General features: G+C 71.9%; 24 protein-coding genes. 10 read left to right on the forward strand and 14 right to left on the reverse strand.

Annotated elements, in window-relative coordinates; all coding sequences use genetic code 11:
- The 4 genes from AB0K67_RS36440 (at window position 1) to AB0K67_RS36455 (ending at window position 3,641) form a co-directional block, all read left to right on the forward strand.
- On the forward strand, window positions 1-1,236 hold the full coding sequence (locus AB0K67_RS36440; protein WP_364069248.1) for an alpha/beta fold hydrolase: 1,236 nt from the start codon (window positions 1-3) through the stop codon (window positions 1,234-1,236).
- Complete coding sequence (locus AB0K67_RS36445; protein ID WP_364069250.1) at window positions 1,233-2,708, forward strand: acyl-CoA carboxylase subunit beta; 1,476 nt, start codon at window positions 1,233-1,235, stop codon at window positions 2,706-2,708. Before AB0K67_RS36440 ends, AB0K67_RS36445 begins: the two co-directional genes overlap by 4 nt.
- 37 nt (window positions 2,709-2,745) lie before the next feature.
- Window positions 2,746-3,075 (forward strand): non-heme iron oxygenase ferredoxin subunit, encoded by a 330-nt coding sequence (locus AB0K67_RS36450; protein ID WP_364069252.1) that lies wholly within the window; start codon window positions 2,746-2,748, stop codon window positions 3,073-3,075.
- 80 nt (window positions 3,076-3,155) lie between these two features.
- Window positions 3,156-3,641 (forward strand): flavin reductase family protein, encoded by a 486-nt coding sequence (locus AB0K67_RS36455; RefSeq protein WP_364069254.1) that lies wholly within the window; start codon window positions 3,156-3,158, stop codon window positions 3,639-3,641.
- Between the two features lie 273 nt (window positions 3,642-3,914).
- Here the strand turns inward: AB0K67_RS36455 and AB0K67_RS36460 are convergent, their stop codons facing one another.
- Window positions 3,915-5,087: an FAD-dependent oxidoreductase gene (locus tag AB0K67_RS36460; RefSeq protein WP_364069256.1), complete on the reverse strand. Its 1,173-nt coding sequence runs from the start codon at window positions 5,085-5,087 to the stop codon at window positions 3,915-3,917.
- Window positions 5,088-5,099: 12 nt separating this feature from the next.
- On the reverse strand, window positions 5,100-6,311 hold the full coding sequence (locus tag AB0K67_RS36465; protein ID WP_364069258.1) for an erythromycin esterase family protein: 1,212 nt from the start codon (window positions 6,309-6,311) through the stop codon (window positions 5,100-5,102).
- 90 nt (window positions 6,312-6,401) lie between these two features.
- Here AB0K67_RS36465 and AB0K67_RS36470 point away from each other — a divergent pair, with 90 nt between their 5' ends.
- Complete coding sequence (locus AB0K67_RS36470) at window positions 6,402-7,316, forward strand: AraC family transcriptional regulator (protein WP_364069496.1); 915 nt, start codon at window positions 6,402-6,404, stop codon at window positions 7,314-7,316.
- A 226-nt stretch (window positions 7,317-7,542) separates the two neighbouring features.
- Here AB0K67_RS36470 and AB0K67_RS36475 read toward each other — a convergent pair whose 3' ends face one another.
- From AB0K67_RS36475 to AB0K67_RS36495, 5 genes are all read right to left on the reverse strand, one after another.
- Complete coding sequence (locus AB0K67_RS36475; RefSeq protein WP_364069260.1) at window positions 7,543-7,749, reverse strand: hypothetical protein; 207 nt, start codon at window positions 7,747-7,749, stop codon at window positions 7,543-7,545.
- Between the two features lie 103 nt (window positions 7,750-7,852).
- Window positions 7,853-8,305: a VOC family protein gene (locus tag AB0K67_RS36480; RefSeq protein ID WP_364069262.1), complete on the reverse strand. Its 453-nt coding sequence runs from the start codon at window positions 8,303-8,305 to the stop codon at window positions 7,853-7,855.
- A 130-nt stretch (window positions 8,306-8,435) separates the two neighbouring features.
- Window positions 8,436-8,726, reverse strand: coding sequence for a hypothetical protein (locus AB0K67_RS36485; protein ID WP_364069264.1), 291 nt, complete (start codon window positions 8,724-8,726; stop codon window positions 8,436-8,438).
- Between the two features lie 260 nt (window positions 8,727-8,986).
- Window positions 8,987-9,922 carry an NADP-dependent oxidoreductase gene (locus tag AB0K67_RS36490; protein ID WP_364069266.1) on the reverse strand — a complete coding sequence of 312 codons (936 nt, stop codon included), beginning with the start codon at window positions 9,920-9,922 and terminating at the stop codon, window positions 8,987-8,989.
- Window positions 9,923-9,930: 8 nt separating this feature from the next.
- Window positions 9,931-10,542, reverse strand: coding sequence for a TetR family transcriptional regulator (locus AB0K67_RS36495; RefSeq protein WP_364069268.1), 612 nt, complete (start codon window positions 10,540-10,542; stop codon window positions 9,931-9,933).
- Between the two features lie 200 nt (window positions 10,543-10,742).
- Here AB0K67_RS36495 and AB0K67_RS36500 point away from each other — a divergent pair, with 200 nt between their 5' ends.
- Window positions 10,743-11,354, forward strand: coding sequence for a class I SAM-dependent methyltransferase (locus AB0K67_RS36500; protein ID WP_364069270.1), 612 nt, complete (start codon window positions 10,743-10,745; stop codon window positions 11,352-11,354).
- A gap of 132 nt (window positions 11,355-11,486) precedes the next feature.
- Here AB0K67_RS36500 and AB0K67_RS36505 read toward each other — a convergent pair whose 3' ends face one another.
- The gene (locus AB0K67_RS36505; RefSeq protein WP_364069272.1) at window positions 11,487-11,759 is read right to left on the reverse strand and encodes a GlsB/YeaQ/YmgE family stress response membrane protein; all 273 of its coding nucleotides are present in this window, start codon (window positions 11,757-11,759) and stop codon (window positions 11,487-11,489) included.
- A gap of 174 nt (window positions 11,760-11,933) precedes the next feature.
- Between AB0K67_RS36505 and AB0K67_RS36510 the strand changes: the two genes are divergently transcribed.
- Window positions 11,934-12,671, forward strand: a complete 738-nt coding sequence (locus tag AB0K67_RS36510; protein ID WP_364069274.1) for a PH domain-containing protein — start codon at window positions 11,934-11,936, stop codon at window positions 12,669-12,671.
- A gap of 75 nt (window positions 12,672-12,746) precedes the next feature.
- On the opposite strand, the gene AB0K67_RS36515 is transcribed toward AB0K67_RS36510, so the two are convergent.
- The 5 genes from AB0K67_RS36515 to AB0K67_RS36535 are packed head-to-tail and all read right to left on the reverse strand — an operon-like array spanning window position 12,747 to window position 16,225.
- On the reverse strand, window positions 12,747-13,553 hold the full coding sequence (locus AB0K67_RS36515; protein ID WP_364069276.1) for an LLM class flavin-dependent oxidoreductase: 807 nt from the start codon (window positions 13,551-13,553) through the stop codon (window positions 12,747-12,749).
- A 55-nt stretch (window positions 13,554-13,608) separates the two neighbouring features.
- The gene (locus tag AB0K67_RS36520; protein WP_364069278.1) at window positions 13,609-14,145 is read right to left on the reverse strand and encodes a hypothetical protein; all 537 of its coding nucleotides are present in this window, start codon (window positions 14,143-14,145) and stop codon (window positions 13,609-13,611) included.
- A 17-nt stretch (window positions 14,146-14,162) separates the two neighbouring features.
- Window positions 14,163-15,254 (reverse strand): MAB_1171c family putative transporter, encoded by a 1,092-nt coding sequence (locus tag AB0K67_RS36525; protein ID WP_364069280.1) that lies wholly within the window; start codon window positions 15,252-15,254, stop codon window positions 14,163-14,165.
- Window positions 15,255-15,263: 9 nt separating this feature from the next.
- Window positions 15,264-15,734, reverse strand: coding sequence for a hypothetical protein (locus AB0K67_RS36530; RefSeq protein WP_364069282.1), 471 nt, complete (start codon window positions 15,732-15,734; stop codon window positions 15,264-15,266).
- A 56-nt stretch (window positions 15,735-15,790) separates the two neighbouring features.
- The gene (locus AB0K67_RS36535) at window positions 15,791-16,225 is read right to left on the reverse strand and encodes a helix-turn-helix domain-containing protein (RefSeq protein WP_364069284.1); all 435 of its coding nucleotides are present in this window, start codon (window positions 16,223-16,225) and stop codon (window positions 15,791-15,793) included.
- A 687-nt stretch (window positions 16,226-16,912) separates the two neighbouring features.
- On the opposite strand from AB0K67_RS36535, the gene AB0K67_RS36540 reads away from it, so the two are divergent.
- Entirely contained in the window at window positions 16,913-18,265 is a 1,353-nt protein-coding gene (locus AB0K67_RS36540; RefSeq protein WP_364069285.1) for an MFS transporter, read from the forward strand.
- A gap of 51 nt (window positions 18,266-18,316) precedes the next feature.
- Here the strand turns inward: AB0K67_RS36540 and AB0K67_RS36545 are convergent, their stop codons facing one another.
- Window positions 18,317-19,723, reverse strand: a complete 1,407-nt coding sequence (locus AB0K67_RS36545; RefSeq protein WP_364069287.1) for a glycoside hydrolase family 6 protein — start codon at window positions 19,721-19,723, stop codon at window positions 18,317-18,319.
- Window positions 19,724-20,256: 533 nt separating this feature from the next.
- Here AB0K67_RS36545 and AB0K67_RS36550 point away from each other — a divergent pair.
- Window positions 20,257-20,850 carry a hypothetical protein gene (locus AB0K67_RS36550; protein ID WP_364069289.1) on the forward strand — a complete coding sequence of 198 codons (594 nt, stop codon included), beginning with the start codon at window positions 20,257-20,259 and terminating at the stop codon, window positions 20,848-20,850.
- Window positions 20,851-20,862: 12 nt separating this feature from the next.
- On the forward strand, window positions 20,863-21,753 hold the full coding sequence (locus AB0K67_RS36555) for a hypothetical protein (protein WP_364069291.1): 891 nt from the start codon (window positions 20,863-20,865) through the stop codon (window positions 21,751-21,753).
- Window positions 21,754-21,939: the final 186 nt, after the last annotated feature.

Here is a 21,939-nt window from a genome sequence, read left to right on the forward strand (position 1 = left end):
ATGGGGGCCCGACGACCACCGCTGCCGTTCCGCGCCGCCATGCGGGTCCGCGGCGCGCTTCCCCTGCTCGGCCTGCGCCGCGGCGAGCCGCTCCTGCCCCGTCTGGTCTTCATGGGCGTCGATCCGGGAGAGGCGCTGGACGCGCTGCGCGCCATCCGCTCACCCGGCGCGTGGTGCTCCGTCTGGGAGGGGCTCGCCGAGCGGCACGAGCGGACCGGCCGCACGCTCGCCTCGGACGGCGATCACGTCACCGCGGCCGAGTGCCTCCAGCGGGCGGTCGCCTGCTACCGCGCCGCCGAGTACATGGAGTTCCGGCCGGCCGAACGCGCCCGCCTGTGGCGGCGGCTGGTGGCGGCGGCGACGGCAAGCGGCGACCTGCTGAACCCGCCCGTCCGGCGGCTGGAGATCCCGGTGGACGGCGTCGCCGTCCCCGTCACCCTCCGCGTCCCCGCCGGCCGGCGGCCCGCTCCCTGCGTGCTCACCCTCGGCGGAGTGGACGGAGTGAAAGAGGAGTTCCACCGCATCAGCGAGGCGTACACGGCCCGCGGCTGGGCCTCCGCCGCCCTCGACCTGCCCGGTCAGGGCGAGCTGCGCCGCTTCCACGACGTGCCGTGGCGGGCCGACGCCGAGGTGGTGATCGCCGCCGTGCTGGACACGCTCACCCGGCTGCCAGAACTGGACGCGGACCGGATCGCCGTGGTCGGCGGCAGCGCGGGAGGCTACTTCGCGCTCCGCGCCGCGGCCGCCGACCGGCGCCTCGCGGCCTGCGCGGTCATCTCCGCCCCTCTGGACCTGCTCGAGGTGCACCGCGTAGCGCCTCCGCCCATCCCGCAGACCATGGAGTACAACCTCGGCCTGTCCGGCCGCCGAGCCGTGGCGGCGCTCGCCGCGTTCCACGTGGACGACATGCTGCCCGCCGTCACCTGCCCGGTGCTGCAGATCCACGGCGATGCCGACCGCACCGTGCCCTGGGCGCACGCGAGCCGGCTCCGCGAGGCTCTGGGGGAGCGGCTCACGGTCTGTTTCCTGAAGAACGGCGATCACATGTGCTTCAACCGCCTCCCCGAGTGGGAGGCGCGGCTCCGCTCGTGGCTGAGCACGGTCCTCGACGACGCTCCCGGCGACCGCGAGCCCTGCCCTCCCGGCAGCGGCCGCCTTCAGGCGCTGGACGGAGGCGCCGCCCAAAACCGCGGGGTGACAGCGGCCCGTTCCATGAGCAGCGAGGGCGGGACATGAGCGGGCTCGCAGACCTCGCCATCGCCGGCTCGGCGCACGCGGGCAACGGAACGTCCGACCCGGCCCGCGCCTGGCTGGACGGCCTGCTCGACCCCGGGTCGTTCGTCGAGTTCGGCGCCCACGGCCGGCACCGGGAGTCGGCACTCGGCATGGCCCGCCGGCGCCCCGCCGGCGACGGCATCGTGGCCGGTCTCGGGCGGCTGGACGGGCGGCCGGTCGCCGCGTACGCGCAGAACCCGCGCCAGCTCGGCGGCACCCTCGGCGAGGTCCACGGCCAGAAGATGGCCAGAGCCCTCGAACACGCGCTGCGCGGCCGCATGCCGGTGGTCGGCGCCATCAGCTCCGGCGGCGCCCGCATCCAGGAGGGCGTGGGCGCGCTCGACGCCTACGCCGCGGTCTTCCGGCTCAACGCCGCGCTGTCGGGCCGGGTTCCGCAGATCAGCGTGGTGCTCGGCTCATGCGCCGGGGGCGCCGTCTACTCGCCCGCGCTCACCGATGTCGTGATCATGACCAGGGACGGCTCCTCCATGTTCCTCACCGGCCCGCGCGTCGTGCACGCCGTCACCAAAGAGCAGGTCACTCCAGCGGAACTCGGCGGCTCTCAGGTGCACGTCACCCGATCGGGTGTCGTTCACCTCGTCGCCGACGATGCGGCGGACGCCATGGCCAAGGCCAGGAGGGTGCTGTCGTTCCTGCCCGGCTCGTGCTGGGAGCCGCCGCCGCCGGCCGCACCCGAACCTCCCGGCGTCATGCCGGACGTGCCACGCGAAGCCCGCAAGGTGTACGACGTGCGCGGCGTCATTCGCGGGCTGGCCGACGGCGCTGACTTCCTGGAGCTTCAGCCACGCTACGCTCCGAACATCGTGACCGGCTTCGCGCGGCTGGCCGGCCACCCGGTCGGGGTCGTCGCCAACCAGCCCCTGCGGCTGGCCGGCGTCATCGACGCTCGCGCGGCCGAGAAGGGTGCCCGGTTCGTACGCATGTGCGATGCCTTCGGCGTTCCGCTGCTCGTCCTCGTCGACACACCGGGCTTCCTGCCCGGACGCCGCCAGGAGGCCGAAGGCGTCATCCGGCGCGGGGCGAAGCTGCTGTTCGCCTTCTCCGAGGCCACGGTCCCGCGGGTCACCGTGATTCTCAGAAAGGCCTATGGCGGGGCGTACATCGTGATGAACTCCCGCAACCTCGGGGCCGACGCGGTGCTCGCCTGGCCCGGCGCCGAAATCGCCGTCATGGGCGAGGAGTCGGCCGTTGAGGTGGTGTTCCACCGCGAGCTGGCCGCCGACCCGGCGGCCCGGCCGCAGCTGATCGACCGCTACCGTGCCGCCGGAGTGGGCGGCGAGCGGGCCCTGGAACGCATGTCCGTGGACCGAGAGATCACGCCGGCCGGCACCCGGCAGGAGCTGGTCCGGACGTTCGCGGCCCTGCTGCCCTCCCTGCGGCCCGGCTTCCGCCACGACAACCTGCCTCAGTGACCTGCACGCCAGTCCGCACCAAGGAGCCGTGTTCGCCATGACCTATCAACTCATCTGTCACCTGTCCGACATTCCCGACGGCGGCCTGCTCGGCGTCGAGGCGTCGGGAACCCCGATCGCCCTGGCGCGCCAAGGCGACGAGGTCTTCGCCCTGCACGACGTCTGTCCGCACGCGGGCGCCACCCTGAGCGAGGGCGAGCTCGACGGCGGCACCCTGGAATGCTGGCTGCACGGCTCGTGCTTCGACGTCCGCACCGGCAAACCGGTGGCCCCGAACACGCTGCCGGTCACCACGTACCCGGTGAAGGTCGAGGACGGGCAGGTGTTCGTCGCGGTCACCCCGGCCGGCTCGGCGCCCGCTTCATGACGGGCTCGCCGTCCACGACGACCGCCCCAAGCCCTCCCGCGGGCGGCTCCGCCGGCGTCTCCCCGGAGCGGTTCCGCGGAGTGCTGGCCCGGCATGCCGCGGGCGTCGTGGTGATCACCGTCGCGGACGGGGGCGGCCCCGCCGGGCTCACGGTCACCTCGTTCACCTCGGCCAGCCTGCGTCCGCCGCTCGTCTCCTGCTGGGTGGACGAACGCTCCGAGACCCTGCCCAAGCTGCGCTCGGCCGGCCTGTTCGCCGTGAACATCCTGAGCGGCGGCCAGCCGGAGACGGCGGCGAGATTCGCCGGTCGGCGGGCCGATCGCTTCGCGCCGCCCACGCGATGGCGCCCCGGCCCGTACGGCCTCCCCGTGCTGGACGGCATCGCCGCCTTTCTCGCATGCCGCCCCCACAGCATCCTCAAGGCCGGCGACCACCACCTCATCCTCGGCCTGGTCGTCCACGCAGAGGCGCTCGGCCGCACCGACGACCCCTTGCTGTACCACCACGGCGCCTACGGGCGCTTCCTCCCCGCACCGTCCGAGCCCGCCGCCGCACACGAGCGCTGACGTCGGACGCGCACCGCGGCTCGGCCGCGCGGGAACCGCCCATGAGTCGGATCTCCGGCGACCGCAGGCGGGGCGGCGTGGTGAGCATGCCGACGAGGGCGCCGAGCGCCCAGCCTCGCCACCCGGTTCGTGAATCGGGCTGGCACGGTGGACGAGCTGCGCGCCGGCGCGTGGAGGACCAAACACGCCTGCCGGCACCTCACCACGTCCCACCCCGACGACACCGCCGAAATCCTGGCCGAACTCGGGGGCTCGCCGCGCAAGGGCCTGTTCTCAGGCTCCCGCCGGGTCGGCGTTGAGGAGTTGCGCGTACTCCTCGACGTTCAGGTGCCGCCCCTTGAGCTGGGACGTGAGCTCCGCGTCGAGGATGCCCAGCTCCAGCAGCCCGTCACCGCGCTCCTTCGCATGCTGCCTGATGTGCTCCTGCGTGGCGGCGTCCACGTAGTCCTCCCAGTCGGGTGCGTACGTCGCGCCGCCGTCCGGGCCGAGCGGGAGCACGATCCCCGGCAGTCCGGGCCGGTAGGCGGTCAGCTCGTCATCACCCTGGAGCAGCGCGCGGATGTTGGCCGCGATCACCGACGCGTGCCGGGTCGCCGCGCTCGCCTGCTTGGCCTCGGGGATCGCGGTGACGTCGCCGAGCGCGAACACCCGCGACTGGCCGGGCAGCCGCAGCTCGTCGGTGACCGCGAGCCGCCCGTCCGGCCGCCGCGCGGAAACCAGGCTCCCGGCCAGGTAGCCGGTGTCGGGGACGCCGCCGAAGCAGCGGAACCAGATGTCGGCGGTGAGCCGTTCGCCGGAGTCGAGGGTGGCGGTGAACGTCGCGTACTCACCGGCTTCCGACGGGGGCTGCTCGCGCAGGCGCGCCCCGAGGACGACCCGGATGCCCAGCGCGTCGAGCTGGCGGCGCAGCTCCGCCCTGAACTCGGCGGAATACCCGCCGGAGACGATCTCGGACCCCGGGTCGAGGAGGGTGATCGACTTGTCGGGCCAGGCCGCCAGGATCTCCCCGGCCAGTTCGAGCCCGACAGGACCGGCGCCCAGCAGCAGGACGCGGCCGGCCCTCGCGAGCGCCTCGCGGGTCGCGTGGTACCTCTCCTTGGCGGCGGCGCTGTCCTCGACGTCCACCTTGGCGGGGAACGGGTAGGACGAGCCCGTCGCCAGCACGATGTAGCCGGCCTCGATCCGCTCGCCCGATCGCAGCCAGACGGACGTCTCGTCCACCCGCACGGCCCGGTCCCTGATGATCGTGCCGCGCTCGAGCAGCCGGTCGTAGGGGAGGAACATCCGGTCCGTCCAGCCCGGATCGGTGAGGCCGCGCAGCGCGGCGACGTTGTGGACGAAGGTGTCCCGAGGCTCGACGAGCACCACGTCGGTGACGCCGTCGAGCTCCTTGGCGACGGTGATGCCGCCGTATCCGCCGCCGATGACGGCCACGGTCGTACGCATATCGTTCTCTCCTCACAAGAGGGTGGTCGGGGTGACGGTGCCTACCTGCAGCACGGCGTCGAACCATTCGTCGAGCCGCCCGGCCGTCAGGTAGTGCTCGGGATCGGCTTCCGCCTTGTAGATCCCGCTGATGATGCGGAGCTTGTGCGGCCCGCCCAGCCAGTCGTCCACCGGCTCGGGCCGAGGCGAACGCAGGTCGAGCAGATAGCGATCAGGCCCCGCGGCGAGCACGGCGTCGGCCGACCCGGGCATCGGATCGGGAACGACCTGGCCCGGATGCAGGCCGCTCACATCGCCGCGCGCGAACGCGATCAGCAAGGAGACATAGCGCTCGCCCAGCCGTTCGCGCAGCTCGTTGCCGACGCTCTGGAACGGGCCGAGCAGGGCGGCGGGGATGACGCGGGGCGCGTTCGCGGTGAACGACATGCCCTCCCAGTAGGCGATCTTCACGCCGTCGTCGCGCAGCAGCGAGGTCAGCACGGCGACCGAGCGGCGCCTCGTCTCGGCGTAGTCGAAGCCGCCGCCGGCGAAGCTGCCGGCGTGCGCGTCCACGATCAGCTTCGCCTTCTCCAGCGCCACGCCTGGGTCGGGCAGCGCGGCCACCAGGTCGAGGGCGTCGCGCGCGTGCTCGACGAAGGGACGTCCAGGATGGACGCCCCGCGCGTGCTGCACGTGCTCGGGCACCTCGTGTGCGGTGACGATCGTGTCGTAGTGGCGGCGCAGCTCGGGGACCAGCCCGGGACGTACGCGGGCCACATGCTCGATCACGGCCTGGTAGTCCGCGGGCCGGGCGGACGGAGCGTCCAGCCCCACGATCCGCAGCGGGTCGGACCGATGCCGCCGGTTGAACGCCCGCGCCCACTCGACGACGGCGCGCAGCTCCGCGGTCCGCCACGGGGCCCACAGCTCGGACATCGCCGTACGGACGTCTTCGTCACCGCCGAGGACATAGGCGTTCACCCGCTCGACCGCCACCTCGTCGTCCTGGATCGCGAGGACGCGGAACCCCAGGTCCTCGACCAGCAGCCGCAGCACCCGGTGCGCCTGCGTCATCACCTCGTGCGCCGCGCGGGTCTGCTCGCCTATCCCGACGATCTCCGCATCGGCCAGCAGCTCGCGAAGCGGGTGGAGGTCGGTGAGCGCGTCCGCCGGGTCGGTGGTCGTCAGCGCGCGGGCGTGCTCGGCCACCCACCGCCGGGCGGCGGTCTCTGTCGTACGTGCCATGCGTCCGAGGCTACGAGCGTACGGTGAGACAATGAATGCTCAGCTGTGGCACTTTTATACGCGAACGTATCAAAGCGCGGGGTGAACGAGATGGACATCCTCAGCGACGTGATCTCCGCCGTACGGGTGGGCACGCCCGCCACCGAACGGGTCGAGTGGCGGGCGCCCTGGCGGCGCACCTTCCCCGACCTGCCGGGCACGGCCGGCTTCCTGGTGGTGCTCCAGGGCACCTGCTGGCTGATCGACAAGGCCGACGAGCCCGCCCACCTGGCACCCGGCGACGTCGTCTTCTCCCCGCACGGCGACGGCTACACCCTGGCCGACAGCCCGTCCACGACCGCACACGCCACCGGATCCACCACCGTCACCTTGTGCGGCGGCTACCGGCTCAGCCCCGAGTGGACCCACCCGCTCCTGCGCGAGCTGCCGGGCGTCATCCACATCCCGGCCCGCCCCGGACACCACGCGGGCCTGCGCGCGGCCGTGGAGGTGCTCGGCGCGGAGACCGGCAGCCGCCGCCTCGGCGCCGCCGCGCTCCTGCCCGTGGCGCTCGACATGCTTCTGCTGTACGTCCTGCGCATCTGGTTCGAAGAGCACCCCGGCGGCGAGCCCGACACCGGCTGGGCCGCAGCCCTCGCCGCACCCGACATCAGGGCGGCGCTCAACGCCATGCACGACGACCCCGCCCACCCCTGGACCGTCCAGGAACTGGCCGACCGGGCGAGGGTGTCCAGAGCCACCCTGTCCCGCCGCTTCGGCGCGCTCATCGGCCAGCCGCCGCTGACGTACCTGACCTGGTGGCGCATGACCACGGCCGCCCGGCTCCTCGTCCTCGACCCCGCCGCCTCCCTGGACTCCGTGGCCGCTCGCGTCGGCTACTCCTCGGAGTTCGCCTTCGCCAACGCCTTCAAGCGCCACTTCGGCCTCGCCCCGGGCGCCTACCGCCGCCGGGCCACGACTCCCGCCGGTCAGGACGGCACCGCTGTCCCCGCTCCTCCTCGATGAACGGCATGGGAAGCCCGCCACCGGGCTCCCGGCGCGTCCGGCCGTGATCGGCGCGGCAGGAGAAGCGCCGTTCACGCTCTCCATTCCGACCGGCGGAACGCGGCCACGGCGATGCCGAGCGTGACCCCGGCACGGCCGTGACCTGGCCGAGCACGCGTACCAGGTGGGTGGCTTCGATGACGGCGGACACTACGGCCTCACCGGTGCGGTCAACGGGGCGCGCACGTCAGTCGCCCTGGGCGACGTCCGTGCCCCGGCCCGGCTCGCCCGCGGACAGCATCAGGTGCGTTCCCTGCGCGAGCCTGAACTCCAGGATGCCCTCGTCAGGGGACATCGGCGCGGTTCCGAGCAGGGCTTCGTCCCACTTCGCCGATGCGTCGAGGTCGCTGACTTCGACACCGAAGGTGACGCTCTTGATCGGTGGAATCGCCATGCGGTCGTGCCTCCGTTCCGTTGTTCCGTCTCACCGGATCGAGCGACCCGCCGCGCGCCGCGAGTGGCCCCCGCCTTGGCTAGCGCTCGGAGATCCGCGTGCGTTACGCCCGCTCCTCGTCGATGACCGGCATCGGCGGCCCGCCCGGCTGCCACGTCTCCAGGAACGACGCCTGCTGCCGCTGATCGACGAGCTCGACGTCCGCCCCGATGGAGTCGAGGCGGTGGTAGGCGAACAGACGCCCGTACGGGCAGCCGGAGAACGTCTCGGGAAAGCCGGAGGCGGCCAGCCGCTCGGCGCCCGCGGCCACGTCGGACGTCCAGAACCCGAGATGGTGGAAGCGCGGCGTGCTCGTGTCGCCCCACGGCCCTCCGGGCGCGGCCTCGATGAGCTCGATGAACGCGGGCCCCTCGGCGGAGAAGACGATGCGGTAGTCCCACTCCCCGATACGGCCGTCGCGCGGCTCGCGCCAGGCGACCCCGGCCGCGCTGGACAGGTCCCGCATCGCCGCCCGCAGATCGGGAACGGCGAAGCAGACGTGGTAGTAAGGCGACATCGCGGTTGACGCGCTCCTCCCGCAGAGACGACGAAGGCGATCAGATCTACCCGCTGCGCCTCGCGTCCGCAATCAGCGGCCCGTTCCGCCCGGCGTGGGCGATCAGCGACCGTCCCGCCTAAGTACGCGATCAGCGCGGGGCGCCCGAGTGCAGGATCTCGTGCGTCCACCGGTCGCGGGGCTGCGCGTGCAGGGTCCAATAGTGCTCGGCGATGTCGTCGGGGTCGAAGGCGGTGCCGGGGGCGACCGGGCCGTCCACGGTGACGCTCGCCGGGTGCACGCCGGAGGCGCCGTACGCCTGGTCGATCAGCGTGACCAGGGTACGGACGCCCGCCTTGCCCAGCGACAGGCTCACGTACTGCGGCTTGGGCTCGGGCATGCCGCCGGTGATGATGATCGTGCCGTGCCCGCGCGCCGCCATGGCGGCCGATCAGCAGCCGTGCGGCGGCGATCACCGCCAGAGCGAGGCGAACGTTCACCACGCGACCCCTTCACGCGACCGCAGCGGAAACGGCCTCGGCCGGCCGCCGGTGCCCGGGGTAGTGCCAGGCGAACCCGAACCGGCGGCGGGTGTAGCCGAACGCGATCCCGGCCGCCGGGTCGGCGAACGCCTCCGACCCCGCCCGCCTGGCCGCCCTCGGCCTGGAACCGTGACCCGGCAGGCCGAGGGCGGCGGAACGGTCAGGCGAACCGCAGGACGAAACGCCCGCGGACGCCGTGCTTTTCGAGCGAGCGGTGCGCGTCGGCGGCCTCGGCGGCGGGCGGCTGCCCGGCCACGCGCAGGGTGAGCCGCCCGTCGCCGGCCAGCTCGGCGAGCCGGTCCAGCTTCTCCGCCTCTTCGGCGTAGCCGCGGACGAAGATGGGAGCGACCCGCACCCGGTCGGTCCCGTCGCCCTGCCAGCCGCGTACGGTGACCAGCGTCCCGCCGTCCTTGACGGCCGGGAGCGCGGCGGCGTCCAGCACGGCGGCGTCCAGCAGCCCGTCCACGCCGTGAGGGTAGAGGCGGCGGACCTCCGCCACGAACCCGTCACCGCGCGGCAGCACCACGTCGGCGCCGCACGAACGTACGAACTCCTCGTCCTGCGGGGCGGCGTCGGCCACGACGACCAGCCCGGCCAGCTTGGCGAGCTGCACGAAGTACCCGCCGAGCGTCCCCGCGGCGCCCGTGACGGCCACCGTCGCACCGGCCGGGAGCGCCAGCGTGTCCAGCGCGAGCCGCGCGGTGAGGCCGTTCATCGGAACGGTGGCGGCCTCGGCGTCCGGCAGCCCGGCAGGGATCTTCGCCACCGACCGCGCCGGCACGACCAGGTCGGAACGGTAGCCGCCGTGCTCGCCCGACGGCACCACGATGGCCATGACGGCGTCCCCGATCTGGAACGGGCGGTCGACGTCCGGGCCGATCTCGCTGATGGTGCCGGCGACGTCCATGCCCGGCACCCGTACGCCGTCCGCCTCGCCCTGCCGCGGACGTGACCTGACCAGGGTGTCGGTCGGGTTCACCGCGGCGCTGGTGACCCGGATCCGCACCTGGCCGGGGCCGAGCGGCTCCGGCTCCAGGTCGAGCTCGACGAGCGCGTCCGGCCCGCCCGGTTCTGTCACTCCGATTGCGTGAACCACGATGCTCCTTAGTGATTGCTGTCGCCCCGTCGAGGTGCCTGCAGACCTTCGAGTATCAGGCCGCACACCTCGTCGAGCTGGGTCTCGATGCCCGGGTCCGGCCACTCGGCGGCATGGGCGAGGTGGTGGAACTTGGCCGTGGCGTGGAAGACCGCGCGGGCGGCGGCCTCCGCGTCACCGGTGCGGAAGCTCCCGTCATCGACGCCGTCGGCGACGATGGCCGTCAGCTGCCCCAACAGGTCGGCGACATGCCCGGTGGCGACGGCGCTGTGCGCGGCGGCGAGATGACCGTACGCGGCGAACAGCTCGGGATCCTCACGGATCTTGGCCTGCTTCAGCGACAGGACCGCATGCAGCCACCTGCGCAGCCGCTGAGGCGGCCGGAGCGTACGGTCGGCCGCGATGACGGCGAGCGTGTCGCGGTTGCGGTCGAGCCAGCGCCGGGTCACCGCCTCGCGCAGCGCCTGCTTCGACGGGAAGTGCTTGTAGACGGCGGCATGGCTGACCCCGAGCGCACGGGCGACGTCCACGACCGTCGCCTTGTCCGGCCCGTGGCGGCGCAGGATCTCCTCGGTGGCCGCCAGGATCGCGTCCGCGTCCAGCGGAGTGCGGGCGGCCATCAGTGCTTCAGCTCCACGCCGCCAGGCTAGCCGCCGAAGTTACAGATATCAAATCTTGTAACTTGATACCCACTACAGTGCTTCCGCCCTCCGTCTTGAGTACGAGCGCACGGCTCCGACCTGAGGCCCATGACGGCCCGAGCGGCGGAACTTAGCGTGAGAGCATGCTTCCGCGCCCGCCTGAGGCTGACCGGCAGCCCTTGCCCGATCTGCTGCATCGCGCGCTCTTCAAGACGGTGTCGCTGCTCCCGCCCGGGGCGCAGGCGGTGCTGTTACGGCGCTACTTCGACTGGTGGCACCGCTCGCCCGATCCCTGGCATCTCCTGACCGACGACTACGAGCAGCACAAGTACGCCACGACGTTACGCCTGGTCCCTCATCGCCCTTATCGCCGCATCCTCGACGTGGGCTGCAGCGAAGGCGTCTTCACACACATGCTGGCCACGCGGTACCCCGACGCGGAGGTCACCGGAGTGGACGTCTCCGAGCGTGCGCTCAACCGCGCCCGCGCCCGCCCCGCCCGCAAACGGCCGACGTTCATCCGCGCCGACCTGATCTCCTACCGCCCCGCCGACTCCTTCGACCTCGTCTTCTGCGCCGAGACGCTCTACTACCTCGGCCGCGGCGACCGCCTGCGGCTCGCCTCCGCCCGGCTCATCGAACTCGTCCGCCCCGGGGGCCTGCTCACCCTCGTCCACCCCTGGCCGGAGGCCGAACGCCTGTACGTCCACCTCGGCGGCCTGACACGCATCCTGCACCACGTCGAGGAAGAGGCGCACCGCCCCTTCTCCGTCACCGTCCTCGAGGCATGAGCATGATGGCGCCCGGCGAGCGGGCCGGCGTGGATGCGCCGGAGCTCGCCGGACGACGATCGCCATAACGTGCGGCGTGCGCCGTGCAGCGCGGCCGCTGTGACATGCGGCGTGCGCCGTACAACGCGGCCGCTATGACGTGCGGCGTTTGCCGTACAGGGCGGCCGCGCCGGCCACGCCCGCCGCCGCCAGCACGACCTGGATGATCAGCTCGATCCAGTCGATGCCTCGGGTGTCGGCGACGCCCAGCGCGGCGGCGATGGCCGTGCCGATGAGGGCGGCGACGATGCCGATCACGATGGTGAGCCAGAACGGGATGTTCTGACGTCCGGGAACGACCAGGCGCCCGAGAACGCCGATGATCACCCCGATGATGAGCGCGGAGATGATACCGGTGACTTCCATGCTGCGCCGCCTTTCTGGTGATCGCTTGACGGAGGTACGGCAGGTCGCAGAGACACGTCGGCAATCCGTTGCTTCCCGAATGCACAAACGCGCAAACGACAAGGTCCTGTAACGACGGGGTGAGCCGCCGCTGATCCGGGAGGAGTCCCGGCGGGCCGCGTTTACGATGCCGGTGTGACCGCCGATCACGCATTCCACCGCGAGTACCGGTATCCGTCAGGCGGTTGGCTGTGGACCGCCCTTGCCGCCCCCGCGGCCGCAGGTGTCCTGCTGGTCGTGCGCCTGGTTCTGGACGAAGACGTGCCGGCCTTCGTCCCCGTCGCCGTCGGGGCGCTGTTCGCCGCCCTCATCCTCTTCGCGGTGCGCGCGGGCACCGGGAGCGCGACGATCGTCGACGGAGACGGGATCACGATCAGAAACGCGTTCAGCAGCCACGCCACGCCCTGGCCGGACGTCCAGGGCATCGAGATCGAGATCAACCCCGGTGCGGGGCGCGGCGCGCCGGACCTGATCGTCGTCCTTTACGACGCGGAGGGCCGCCGCCGTATCCTGCCGCAGCTCAACGAGAAGAACCTCCCCGACCTGGAGGGCGAGGTGGAGGCTCTGCGCGAGGTGTGGATGCTGCGCAGGGGCGAGGACTGGGCGCCGGTCGGCAAGGCGGCAGACAAGATCGCCCGCGCCCGCAGATACCCGCGACCGCTGGTGCACGTCGCGGTCATGGCCATGTTTCTCGGACTCGCGGCCGGGGTCGTGATCTCCCTCGTCATGCTGGCCACGGGCATGTACGACGTCATCAACGAAAACCCCGTCACCGAGGCCCTGTTCCGCCCCATGACGCTGATCTTGGCGATGCCCTTCCTGGCGTACATCGGCACCTTCGTGATCGGGGCGATCGTCCGCCGCCGTCGCTGAACCTCGCATCTGGAAACGCGCACTCCACCACAGTCGGGGAGGCATCGAGCTGCGCCGGTCCGCGTCGCAGGGATGTCACGCGGGCGGGCCCGCCTTGACCCGCCGCACCGGTTGCTCCAGCGAACCCCGGTAACCGTGGAGGTGCTCAAACCACCACGTGGCGCCCGCATCCGCGTAAGCCTGGACCGGCGAGCCGGGGTCGCTCACCCCGATGACCGCCACGTCGAAGCCGCCGTCGGCGGCCCGATGCCGCCGCACCTCACCGACCTGAGCGGCCAGGGCCTCGGGGGAGAGCGTCATGCGGCCGTCCTGGTCGTCGCCCGCGACGATCCACCCGTCCCAGCGGGCGGCGCGCCGCAGCGCGCCGGCAGCCGTGCCGCCGACCCACACCGGAACCCGGGGCCGCTGCACCGGCAGCGGCGCGAGCCGCACCCCGTCGACGGTGTAGTGAGCGCCCCGGTGGCGCACCTCCTCGCCGGACCAGAGCGCGGCCAGCACCTCTAACGCCTCGTCGAGCACGGCCCCGCCGGGACGCGCCGCGCCGAAGGCGGTGAACTCCCGCTCCACGCCGCCGAGCCCGGCGCCCAGGATCGCGCGGCCGCCGCTCAGCCTGTCGAACGTCGCCACCGTCTGCGCCAGCCGCTCCGGGCGGTGCCCGGCCACGGGCGTCACCGCCGTGCCCAGCCTGATGCGGGACGTCGCCTGCGCCGCCGCACCCAGCGCCACCCACGGGTCGGCCGACGGCACGCCCCAGGCGAAGCCGAGATGGTCCCACACCAGCAGGGCCTCCCACCCGGCCGCCTCGGCCTCCCGGGCGAGGGTCACCAGGTGCGCGGGCTCGGCGAGGTCACCGAGGATCGCGACGTCGATGCCGTACCGCATGCCCCCACTCAAGCACCCGGCACCGACAGTTCGACGGAACGCGGGCACTGGCGGCTTACAGCATCACGGCCAGGGTGACCGCCGTGGCGGACGCTCCCGCGACGGCGCCCGTGACCGCCTGGGCGGGCGTGTGGTCGCGCAGCACCGTACGCGCCCACCCGATCAACCCCACCAGCACGGCCCCGGCGGCGAGCACCACGGCGGGCCGCGGAAGCACCCAGGCGAGCATCACCACCGACCCCGCCGCCACCGCGGTGTGGAAGGAGATCTTCCAGGCCAGCGTGACCGGCCCGACCACGGCCAGCGTGGCGAGCATGATGACCACGCACGCCACCATCACCATGGGAGCCCCGAGCACGACCAGCAGGGCCAGCGCCACGACGACGAGGGCGACGATGACCGCGATCAGCTTCGGCCGCTGGGACCGCTCACCGATGTGCCAGTCCCCGAACCACCCCTTGCGGACCCCGCCGAAGATGACGATCGCGGGCACGCCACCGCACAACCCGGAGGCGAGCGCGCCCCAGCCGACCCCGGGCCACCCCGACGTGACCGCGCCCACCACCAGCGGCAGGCCCATCACGAACCACATCGGGGCGAACACATCGGTCAGGCGCCGAGCGAGGCGGACCTGCGGCCGCTGCCGAGCTGCTTGAACGCCTTCGCGACCTGTCGCAACCACTGTGTCTCTCTTTCCATGTCACCGGCGAAATCAGGGCCGGGGATGCGACCGGACGGCACCCCCGGCTCGTGTCCTGCGCGAGCCGCGCCCAGGGCGTCGGCGACCCACCGCGCCACCCGGGCGGGGTCGTCGCTCGACGGCGGCTCGGCCACCGTCGTGAGGTTGAGCATGCCGTCGCGGATCTCCAGCACCCGCCGCACCACCCGGGCGCGCAGGTCCACCTTCAACGGCAGCGAAAGGTCGGGGTACTGCGCCGTCAGCGCGTCCCACAGCGGACGCAGCTCGCGCAGCGCGGCCAGGTGGCGCAGCCTGGCCACGCCCAGCCGGCAGGCCGGAATCGACGTGCCGGCCGTGATGCCGACGACGCACGCCAGCAGGGTCACCCGCCCCAGGACGGGGATCTCCCGCAAGGTGGTGTCCGGGTCGAGGAGGGTGGCGAGGTTGACGGTCATGACGTGCGCCCGGTTGATCACCCCGGCGGTCATGCCGATCGTGGACAGCACCAGGCCGAGCCGCAGCAGCGGCGGCGCCACCCGCGCGTACCCGGCGAACATCCAGCCCGCCGACGCCAGGCACGTCATCAGCCAGGCGTCGAACATCGCCAGATAGACGCGGCCCTCGACGGCCGTCGCGCCGGGGGAGTGCGCGCCGTCCACCCAGTAGATGCGGCCACCGCGTACGGCGAACATGGTGACCAGGACGCCCATCGTGAGCAGGGCGGCCGGCCAGATCCAGCGGGCCCGCGACGGCCGCCCCCGCCGGGTGATCGCCTCGACGTACGCGAGCAGGCTCGTCGCCGACGCCAGGCCGGTGAGATGCCGCAGCAGCGTCGCCAGCTCCGTGCCGGTGGCGGCGTCCATCCACGTCACCACCGCGGGCGCGGTGAACACCCGCGACAGAGCCAGCCCGGTGAAGGCGGCCCACAGCATCCGCTGCTCGTGCGAGCGCATCGCCGGACGGATGCGGGAGATCGACGCGCCCCACAGCAGGATCATGGCTAACCACTCGGCCAGGCCCACGCATGCCTCCTACGTCTCATATCCGAAGGTCCTGGACAGGCGGCGCAGGCCCTCATCGCCCCTCTCGGGCGGGGTGTACGCGCGCGTCAGAATGAGGGTGGCGAGCTCTTCGGCGTCGCGCTCCCACTGGGTCTCGTACCGGCCGCGCCCGTTCCAGCCGACGACGGGGCCGATCATGCGGCGCATGAACTCCTCGACGTCGCCCCCGATGCGGCCGTGCGTCAGCAGCATGTGGCTGATCTCGTGCAGCACGATGTTGACCCGCAGCAGCCCGGACGCGCCCGGCGCGACGAAGATGTGGTCGGCCCTGCGCGTGCCGAACCACAGCCCGGTCACCGCGCCCGCGGCCTCCGCGGGCAGGTCGTGCATGTGGAGCGGACGCCGCCGCTCGGCGCGGATGCGCTCAAGGAACGCATCCAGCGTGAACGGGTGCGGGATGGGCGCCGCCTCCAGGGCAGCCAGCAGCGTGGGAGACGGCATTCGTAACCTTTCCGCCGAGGCCCGGACAGACTATCGACCATCCGCTCAAGCCATGGTCACTGCGAGCGCGTCGGTTGATCATCGTCGGGGGTCCGTGCCGGATCGTCCAGACCTTCGGCGCGGCGCATCGCCTCGATCATCGTGAGCAGCGCGCTGCGCGAGATCTCCGACAAACCGGCCGTACGCTCGGCGATGTACTCCACGCCGAGCTGCTCGGCCCCCTGCCGGATCTGCGCCTCCAGCCGCTGATCTTCGGCGCTGAGCGGCGGCGGTTCGTCGTCGCCGTTGAGCCAGCCGTACGAGACGCCGAGGAGCTGTGCCAGGGCGGCCAGCCGGTCCCGGCCGACGTTCGTCTGCTTGCCCTTCGCGATGCGGCTGATGTAGGCGTGCGACATCTCAACGCCCTGCTCGCGCAGCCGCTTCGACGCCTCTCGGGCGGAATAACCCTTGGCAGCCAGGGCTTGGGTCAACCGCTCGGCCAGGGTAGCCATTCAGTCCCGCTCCTTCATGCCGGTTCGCCCCGGTTTGGGGGTTATCTGCACTCCGGCAGTGGAACCACAGAGTACACAATTTGTCCAGGTGTGACCCGGTAGTTGACAATGCTCCCCTGTCGGGGAAGGATCAAGCGCCCAGGTGTGAACTGTCGGTACACACGCAGGATCCTCATTCCCGACGTCCGACCTCATCGGAGAGCCCCCCGTGACCTTGCCGGACACAGACGGCCGACATCTCGTCCTGCGGCTCTCCCCGAACCTGTCCGCCCCTTTCGCATCAGCGGACGATCACGCGGCCGCGCGCCGTCAGGCGGCTTGCCCCCGCCCGGGACAGGGCCAGTGCGGTGGCCCGATCTCCCTCGCCGAAGGGCGGGGGCAAGTCTTTCCCATGATTGTCGCTACAGCCTGTCCACGGCCGGTGAGCCGGGTGGCCGTTGCGGGCCGGCGCGGGCCGCACTGGTAAGGTGCCGGGCATGTCAGGCGCTTCATGCTCGGCCGCGTGCGCGGCGGTGACCAGGACGCTCCGCTAGCGGCGGGACGTTCGCGGCACACCACCCTCCTTGCGCGAGAACGTCCGGTCGCTTCGTGATCAGTCCGGAGCGGCACCTTCGTGCTGCTCAGACGCCCCCATGAGCACCGGAGCGCTTGATGCTTTCCTCCCACGGGCAACGCCCGATCTCTCCCATGCGCGCATGGCTGGTGCTGTGCGCGATGTCGATGCTGCAGTTCCTTCTCGCGGTCGACGTGACCGTGGTCAACATCGCCCTGCCCTCGATCGGCAGGGACCTCAGTGCCGCAGGGCACTCCCTGACCTGGGTCGTGGTCGGCTACACCATCGCCGGTGGCGGGCTGCTGATGCTCGGCGGCCGGCTGGCCGACCTGCTGGGCCGCCGCCGCATGCTGCTGGCCGGCGCCTCCCTCTTCGGCGCGGCGTCGCTGCTGGCCGGGCTGGCGCCCACGTTCGAAGTCCTCGTTCTGGCGCGTCTCCTGCAGGGCGCCGGTGAGGCCACCGCGCTGCCGGCCGCGATGGCCACCGTCGTGGTGCTGTTCCCCGAAGGGCCGCGCAGGTCACGGGCGCTGGGCGTGTGGACCGCGGTCGCCAGTTGCGGGCTCGTCCTCGGGTTCGTCCTGTCCGGCGTCATCACCGCGCGGCTGGGCTGGCGGTGGACGTTCCTGCTCCCCGTGCCCGTCATCCTGGGCGTCATCGCGGCCGCCCTGCTCCTCATCGAAGCCGACCGGTCCGTGGCACGCTCATCCGGCCCGCTGGATGTGCCGGGGACGCTGCTGATCACCGCGTGCCCGCTGCTGTTCGCGTACGGGGTGGTCAGAGCCGGCGAACCCGGCATGAACCCCTGGCTGAGCGCGGCGGTGCTGGCCGGGGCGGCACTGGCGGGCGGCGCGTTCCTGCGCGTCGAAGCCCGCTCCGCGCATCCGCTGGTGCCGCGGGGCTTCTTCGCCCACCGCGCCCGCATCACCGCCAACGTCACCACCATGCTGCTCAGCGGGGCGCTGTCCACGTCGTTCCTGCTGTTCACGTTCTACCTGCAGGACGTCCTCTGGATCGGCCCGCTGGCGGCCGGGCTCACGATGCTGCCCATGGGAGTCGCCACGATCGCCGCCTCCCTGCTCGTTCCGCGCATGCTCGGCCGCTGGGGAGTGCGGGCGTGCGTGCTGGCGGGACTCGGGCTCACCACGGGCGCGATGGCCACGATCGCGCTCGTCGCCGTACTCGAAGCCGGAGCGGCGTGGCTGATCCCGGCGATGGTGCTGGTCGCCGCCGGGATGTGCTTCGGGCTGATCGGCCTGCAGTACCTCGCGGTCAGCGGCACCACCGGCGAGGACGCCGGGATCGCCTCGGGGGTGCAGCGGGCGGTCGACCAGCTCGGCGGCGCCTGCGGCGTCACCGTCTATGTGGGGATCGGATTCGCGCCCGGCCTGCACACGGCGAATCCCTTCGTTTTCGCCACCGTGCTCGCGGCCGCAGGGCTCCTCATCGGCGCCCTCGTTGTGCACCGGCGGCTGGTACGACGCTGCTGAACACCGGTGCGGCGGCGGGACAACGTCCACGCCGCCGCACCGCCAGGTGGGTCAGACGCCGTCGATGAGGCGGATGGCGATGTCAGGGCTGAACTGCCCGGCCGGGGTGGTCGGCGCGATGCCGCACTCGCCGTCGGAGTCGCCGGGGACCTTCACCCACAGCAGCATCTCCGTGCCGCCGGGGCCGCCGACCTGGGCGGGCGTGCCGAGCCGGCGACCGGCGGGGTTGCACCACTCGCCGTTGGAGCCATTGCCGTTGCGGCTGGTGTCGATCACCCACTTCGCGGTGCCGCCCAGCGCGGCGTTCACGGCGGACGCGTACGCGGCCGACTCGGAGGTCGTGTAGTAGTTGGAGACGTTCACCGCGAAACCGCGCACGTTGCTCACACCCACCTCGAGCAGCCTCTCGGCCATCTGCCCCGGCCGGTCCCCGAACCAGCCGGCGTTCGCCGCGTCGAGGTAGGCCCACGTGTTGGGCGCCTTGTCGCGGAACTGCTCGGTGGCGTACCTCAGCATGCCGACGCGGTCCCGCTTCTGGTTGTCGTCCATGCACTCGAAGTCGCCCAGCGAGTCGGGCTCGATGATGACGACGGCGGGACGGTCACCGATCGCGGACGCGAAGGCGGAGATCCACGCCTTGTACGCGTCCACGCTGCCGGCGCCACCGCCCGAGTGGCCGCCGCAGGCGTCCCGGCCGGGGATGTTGTACGCCACCAGCACGGGCAGCTTGCCGGCCGCGGCGGCGCCGGAGACGTAGGAGGACACGGCGGCGCTGATGTCGGGGTTCCAGTTGCCGAACCAGCGGGCCATCGGCTTGGAGGCGATGGCCGCCTCGATGCGGCCGGCCCTGTAGTCGCCGCCGTTGTCGCCCACCCAGCGGGCCGGGTTGGACTCGGGATCCACGTAGAAGCCGTCGGTCAGCTCGATCGGGCTCGAGGAGGACCCGCCGGCCTCGGTCAGCGACACGTTGTCGAGGTAGAACGTGTGAGCGGCGCCGCCGCCGAGCTGGAAGGTGACCTGACCGGCCGAGGTGGTCAGCGTCGAGGTGAAGGGGAAGCTGAAGCGCTTGCTGGTGGGGGAGAGGGAGATCGGCTGCGTCAGCGTGTTGGTGTAGGGGGCGTCGCCGAGCTGCACGGTGGTGACCGCGGAGACGTTCGTGCTGGCGGAGGCGTCGAACGAGAGCGTGTACGTCTTGCCCTGCGCCAGCGGGATGTCATTCTGGGCCACCATCGCGTCCCACGGGTTGGCGGTGCCGCCGGACACGCCGACCCGCAGCCGCCCGGCGTCGGTGGTCATCGTGGTGTTGGCCGAGTTCCACCAAGGGGCGGTGCCGTTGGTGAACGTGCCGTTGACGACCAGCTCGGTGGCGGCGGCCGGCGCGGGAGCGGCCGAGGCCGCGGCCGCGGGTAACGATGTCAGGGCCGTGGCAAGCGCGATCGCGAGGGTGAACAGTCGCACGTAGTGCTTCCCTTCTGGGGTGTTCTTGGATCTCGCGTTGTGAATATCACAAAGATCATGAAAAGTCGTGACATCTTGGGAAAAGTCACCGAAGTCGAACGCGACCAGGGCGAATGCGGATCCGGTCCGCGAGGCCCTACGACATAAGGACCAAAAGTGCATCAGCACATGGTGTTGGTGCTGTTTGTCCGGCATGGGCCAGACCTCGGAGCGGTATGACTCCACTTCGATACGGGCAGCGGGGGAGGGACCGGTGGCAAGGGCCTTTCTGGTCGTGGCGGTGATGCTCGGGATGGTCGCCGGGCCGACGGCAGGCTGCGGCTCAGATCGCTCAGATGTGAGGGAATCGGGAGCCGGCGCTCCGGGGCAGGCAGGGCCGGGTACGCGAGCACGGCCGGTCATCACCCCCGGGGGGCAAACTCGTCTCGGAAGACAACAGCGGTGACCTTCCTGATGCCACGGCCCAGGTCTGCCGGGAATGTCAGCGAGGACTGGGAAAGTCCGACGCCCGCTTGGCCCCACGGATGGAAAGGGTGGCCAAATCCAGGAGCGGCAGCAACAGCGCAAAGAGCGACAGCGCAAAGGCGGTAGCGCTGAACTGCGCGGCGGCGGCGCGCGCGAACGAGAGTGCGAAACAGGGAGCCCAGGGCTTCTCCAGCCGGTCGCAGAAGAATGCCGAGCTCGCGCTCGAGAACGCCGATAAGGCGAAAGCGGTCGAAGGCGCCATTCCCGCCAGCATACGGACACTGGTGGCAGGGCTCGGTGCTCGCGCGGAATTGGTCGCCGCCGCCACCTTGGGACAGCAGGACCGAGTTCGTGCCGCTCTGAAGCGCCTGGAGGCGCTCGGATACGAGGCGGGCGATTATCTGCGGGACGCCTGCGCGGTGGCCGCCGACCCCGCCGCCATTCCCGAGTGCGAGAGCGCGACACCCTCGGGCGGCGAGACCGAAGCGCCGTCCGATGAGCCGGAGACCACGGTGACCTCCGAGACCGAGACTCCTCCGACCGAGGAGGGCGGCGAGACCGATGACGGAGACACGCAGCAGCCCGACGAGAAAGGGCCGACCGATGAAGTGGCCCCCGCGCCGCCCGTGGACGGCGACGATCCGGCCCCGGCCGAGACGTAGCGGCACCCGCCCATGAGCACTTCCGGGGGCGGCGATGGCGCGGACTTCGCCCGTATCTGGGGGATCCTCACGCACATCGTGACGCCGACCACGCTGGTGGCGGCGATCATGATGTACTTCGGAGCGGTACGCGCCAACACCATGTACGGGCTTCTCGGCGTCGACCAGAGCATGCTGGGCCTGTCCTTCCAGGACTACGTGCTGCGCAGCGTCGCGCTGGCCATCGAACCCCTGATCCTGGTTCTTCTGGTGGCCCTGATCGCTCCTCCGCTGCACGGCTGGGTGACGCGCTCCGCCGAGCGGCATCGCACCGCCGCGATGCGGGGCATCGCGGTCGCGACCGCGCTCGGGCTCGCAGGCGTCGTGACGGGACTCCTGGGCCTGGTCGGATGGGCTGCGCTCCCGCCCTTCGTCCTGCCGCTCTGCCTGGGCGCCGGCATCGTCATCCTGGTCTACAGCGCCGGCCTGTACGGCAGGCTCACCATGGGCCGGGCGACCACCGCCACCCGTCCGGTCGTACGGCGCGCGGTCTGCGGGGCGCTTCTGCTGCTCCTGCTGTTGTGGTCGGTCACCGAGTACGCGCAGCAACGAGGCAGGGAGGCGGCCGACCGGTACTGGGCCGATCCTGGGATGTTGCCGAGCACGGTCGTCTACGCGGCACGGCGGCTTTTCCTGGAAGGCCCTGGAATCACCGAGACCGTCCTTCCCGACCCGAACGCGATGTACCGCTACCGCTACACCGGCCTGCGCCTGCTGATCCATTCCAACCAGCGCTACTTCCTGCTGCCCGCCTGCTTCGCGACGAGCCCGTGGGCCCGGGCGATCGCACTTCCCGCCGACGCGTCGCTGCGGCTGGAGTTCCACGTACTCAAAATCCCGCCGGAGTGCCCACCCGGCCAGTGAGCACCGGCCGTGCCGGCCGGGCGGAGGCCGTCGACGATGTGCAGCGGGACGCCCGGTGTGGCGCTCCGCGCGCGATCACGGGCCATCATGCGGATCATGATTCCGTTACACCGACGACGACCTGCCCGCGCTGCCCTCTCACGAACCGTACGGCTTCGAGGGCTTGTCCAATTGGAACGAGTACTA

This window comes from Nonomuraea sp. NPDC052634, assembly GCF_040678535.1.
Classification (GTDB): domain Bacteria; phylum Actinomycetota; class Actinomycetes; order Streptosporangiales; family Streptosporangiaceae; genus Nonomuraea; species Nonomuraea fastidiosa.

What these genes read in the sequence shown, in the direction of transcription:
- AB0K67_RS36515 (WP_364069276.1), bottom strand. Translation starts at nt 13,553, where the DNA reads ATGCGGTACGGCATCGACGTCGCGATCCTCGGTGACCTCGCCGAGCCC.
- AB0K67_RS36535 (WP_364069284.1), bottom strand. Translation starts at nt 16,225, where the DNA reads ATGGCTACCCTGGCCGAGCGGTTGACCCAAGCCCTGGCTGCCAAGGGT.
- AB0K67_RS36480 (WP_364069262.1), bottom strand. Translation starts at nt 8,305, where the DNA reads ATGTCGCCTTACTACCACGTCTGCTTCGCCGTTCCCGATCTGCGGGCG.
- AB0K67_RS36450 (WP_364069252.1), top strand. Translation starts at nt 2,746, where the DNA reads ATGACCTATCAACTCATCTGTCACCTGTCCGACATTCCCGACGGCGGC.
- AB0K67_RS36445 (WP_364069250.1), top strand. Translation starts at nt 1,233, where the DNA reads ATGAGCGGGCTCGCAGACCTCGCCATCGCCGGCTCGGCGCACGCGGGC.
- AB0K67_RS36495 (WP_364069268.1), bottom strand. Translation starts at nt 10,542, where the DNA reads ATGGCCGCCCGCACTCCGCTGGACGCGGACGCGATCCTGGCGGCCACC.
- AB0K67_RS36505 (WP_364069272.1), bottom strand. Translation starts at nt 11,759, where the DNA reads ATGGAAGTCACCGGTATCATCTCCGCGCTCATCATCGGGGTGATCATC.
- AB0K67_RS36520 (WP_364069278.1), bottom strand. Translation starts at nt 14,145, where the DNA reads ATGTGGTTCGTGATGGGCCTGCCGCTGGTGGTGGGCGCGGTCACGTCG.
- AB0K67_RS36530 (WP_364069282.1), bottom strand. Translation starts at nt 15,734, where the DNA reads ATGCCGTCTCCCACGCTGCTGGCTGCCCTGGAGGCGGCGCCCATCCCG.
- AB0K67_RS36555 (WP_364069291.1), top strand. Translation starts at nt 20,863, where the DNA reads ATGAGCACTTCCGGGGGCGGCGATGGCGCGGACTTCGCCCGTATCTGG.
- AB0K67_RS36540 (WP_364069285.1), top strand. Translation starts at nt 16,913, where the DNA reads ATGCGCGCATGGCTGGTGCTGTGCGCGATGTCGATGCTGCAGTTCCTT.
- AB0K67_RS36465 (WP_364069258.1), bottom strand. Translation starts at nt 6,311, where the DNA reads ATGGCACGTACGACAGAGACCGCCGCCCGGCGGTGGGTGGCCGAGCAC.
- AB0K67_RS36475 (WP_364069260.1), bottom strand. Translation starts at nt 7,749, where the DNA reads ATGGCGATTCCACCGATCAAGAGCGTCACCTTCGGTGTCGAAGTCAGC.
- AB0K67_RS36485 (WP_364069264.1), bottom strand. Translation starts at nt 8,726, where the DNA reads ATGGCGGCGCGCGGGCACGGCACGATCATCATCACCGGCGGCATGCCC.
- AB0K67_RS36440 (WP_364069248.1), top strand. Translation starts at nt 1, where the DNA reads ATGGGGGCCCGACGACCACCGCTGCCGTTCCGCGCCGCCATGCGGGTC.
- AB0K67_RS36460 (WP_364069256.1), bottom strand. Translation starts at nt 5,087, where the DNA reads ATGCGTACGACCGTGGCCGTCATCGGCGGCGGATACGGCGGCATCACC.
- AB0K67_RS36470 (WP_364069496.1), top strand. Translation starts at nt 6,402, where the DNA reads ATGGACATCCTCAGCGACGTGATCTCCGCCGTACGGGTGGGCACGCCC.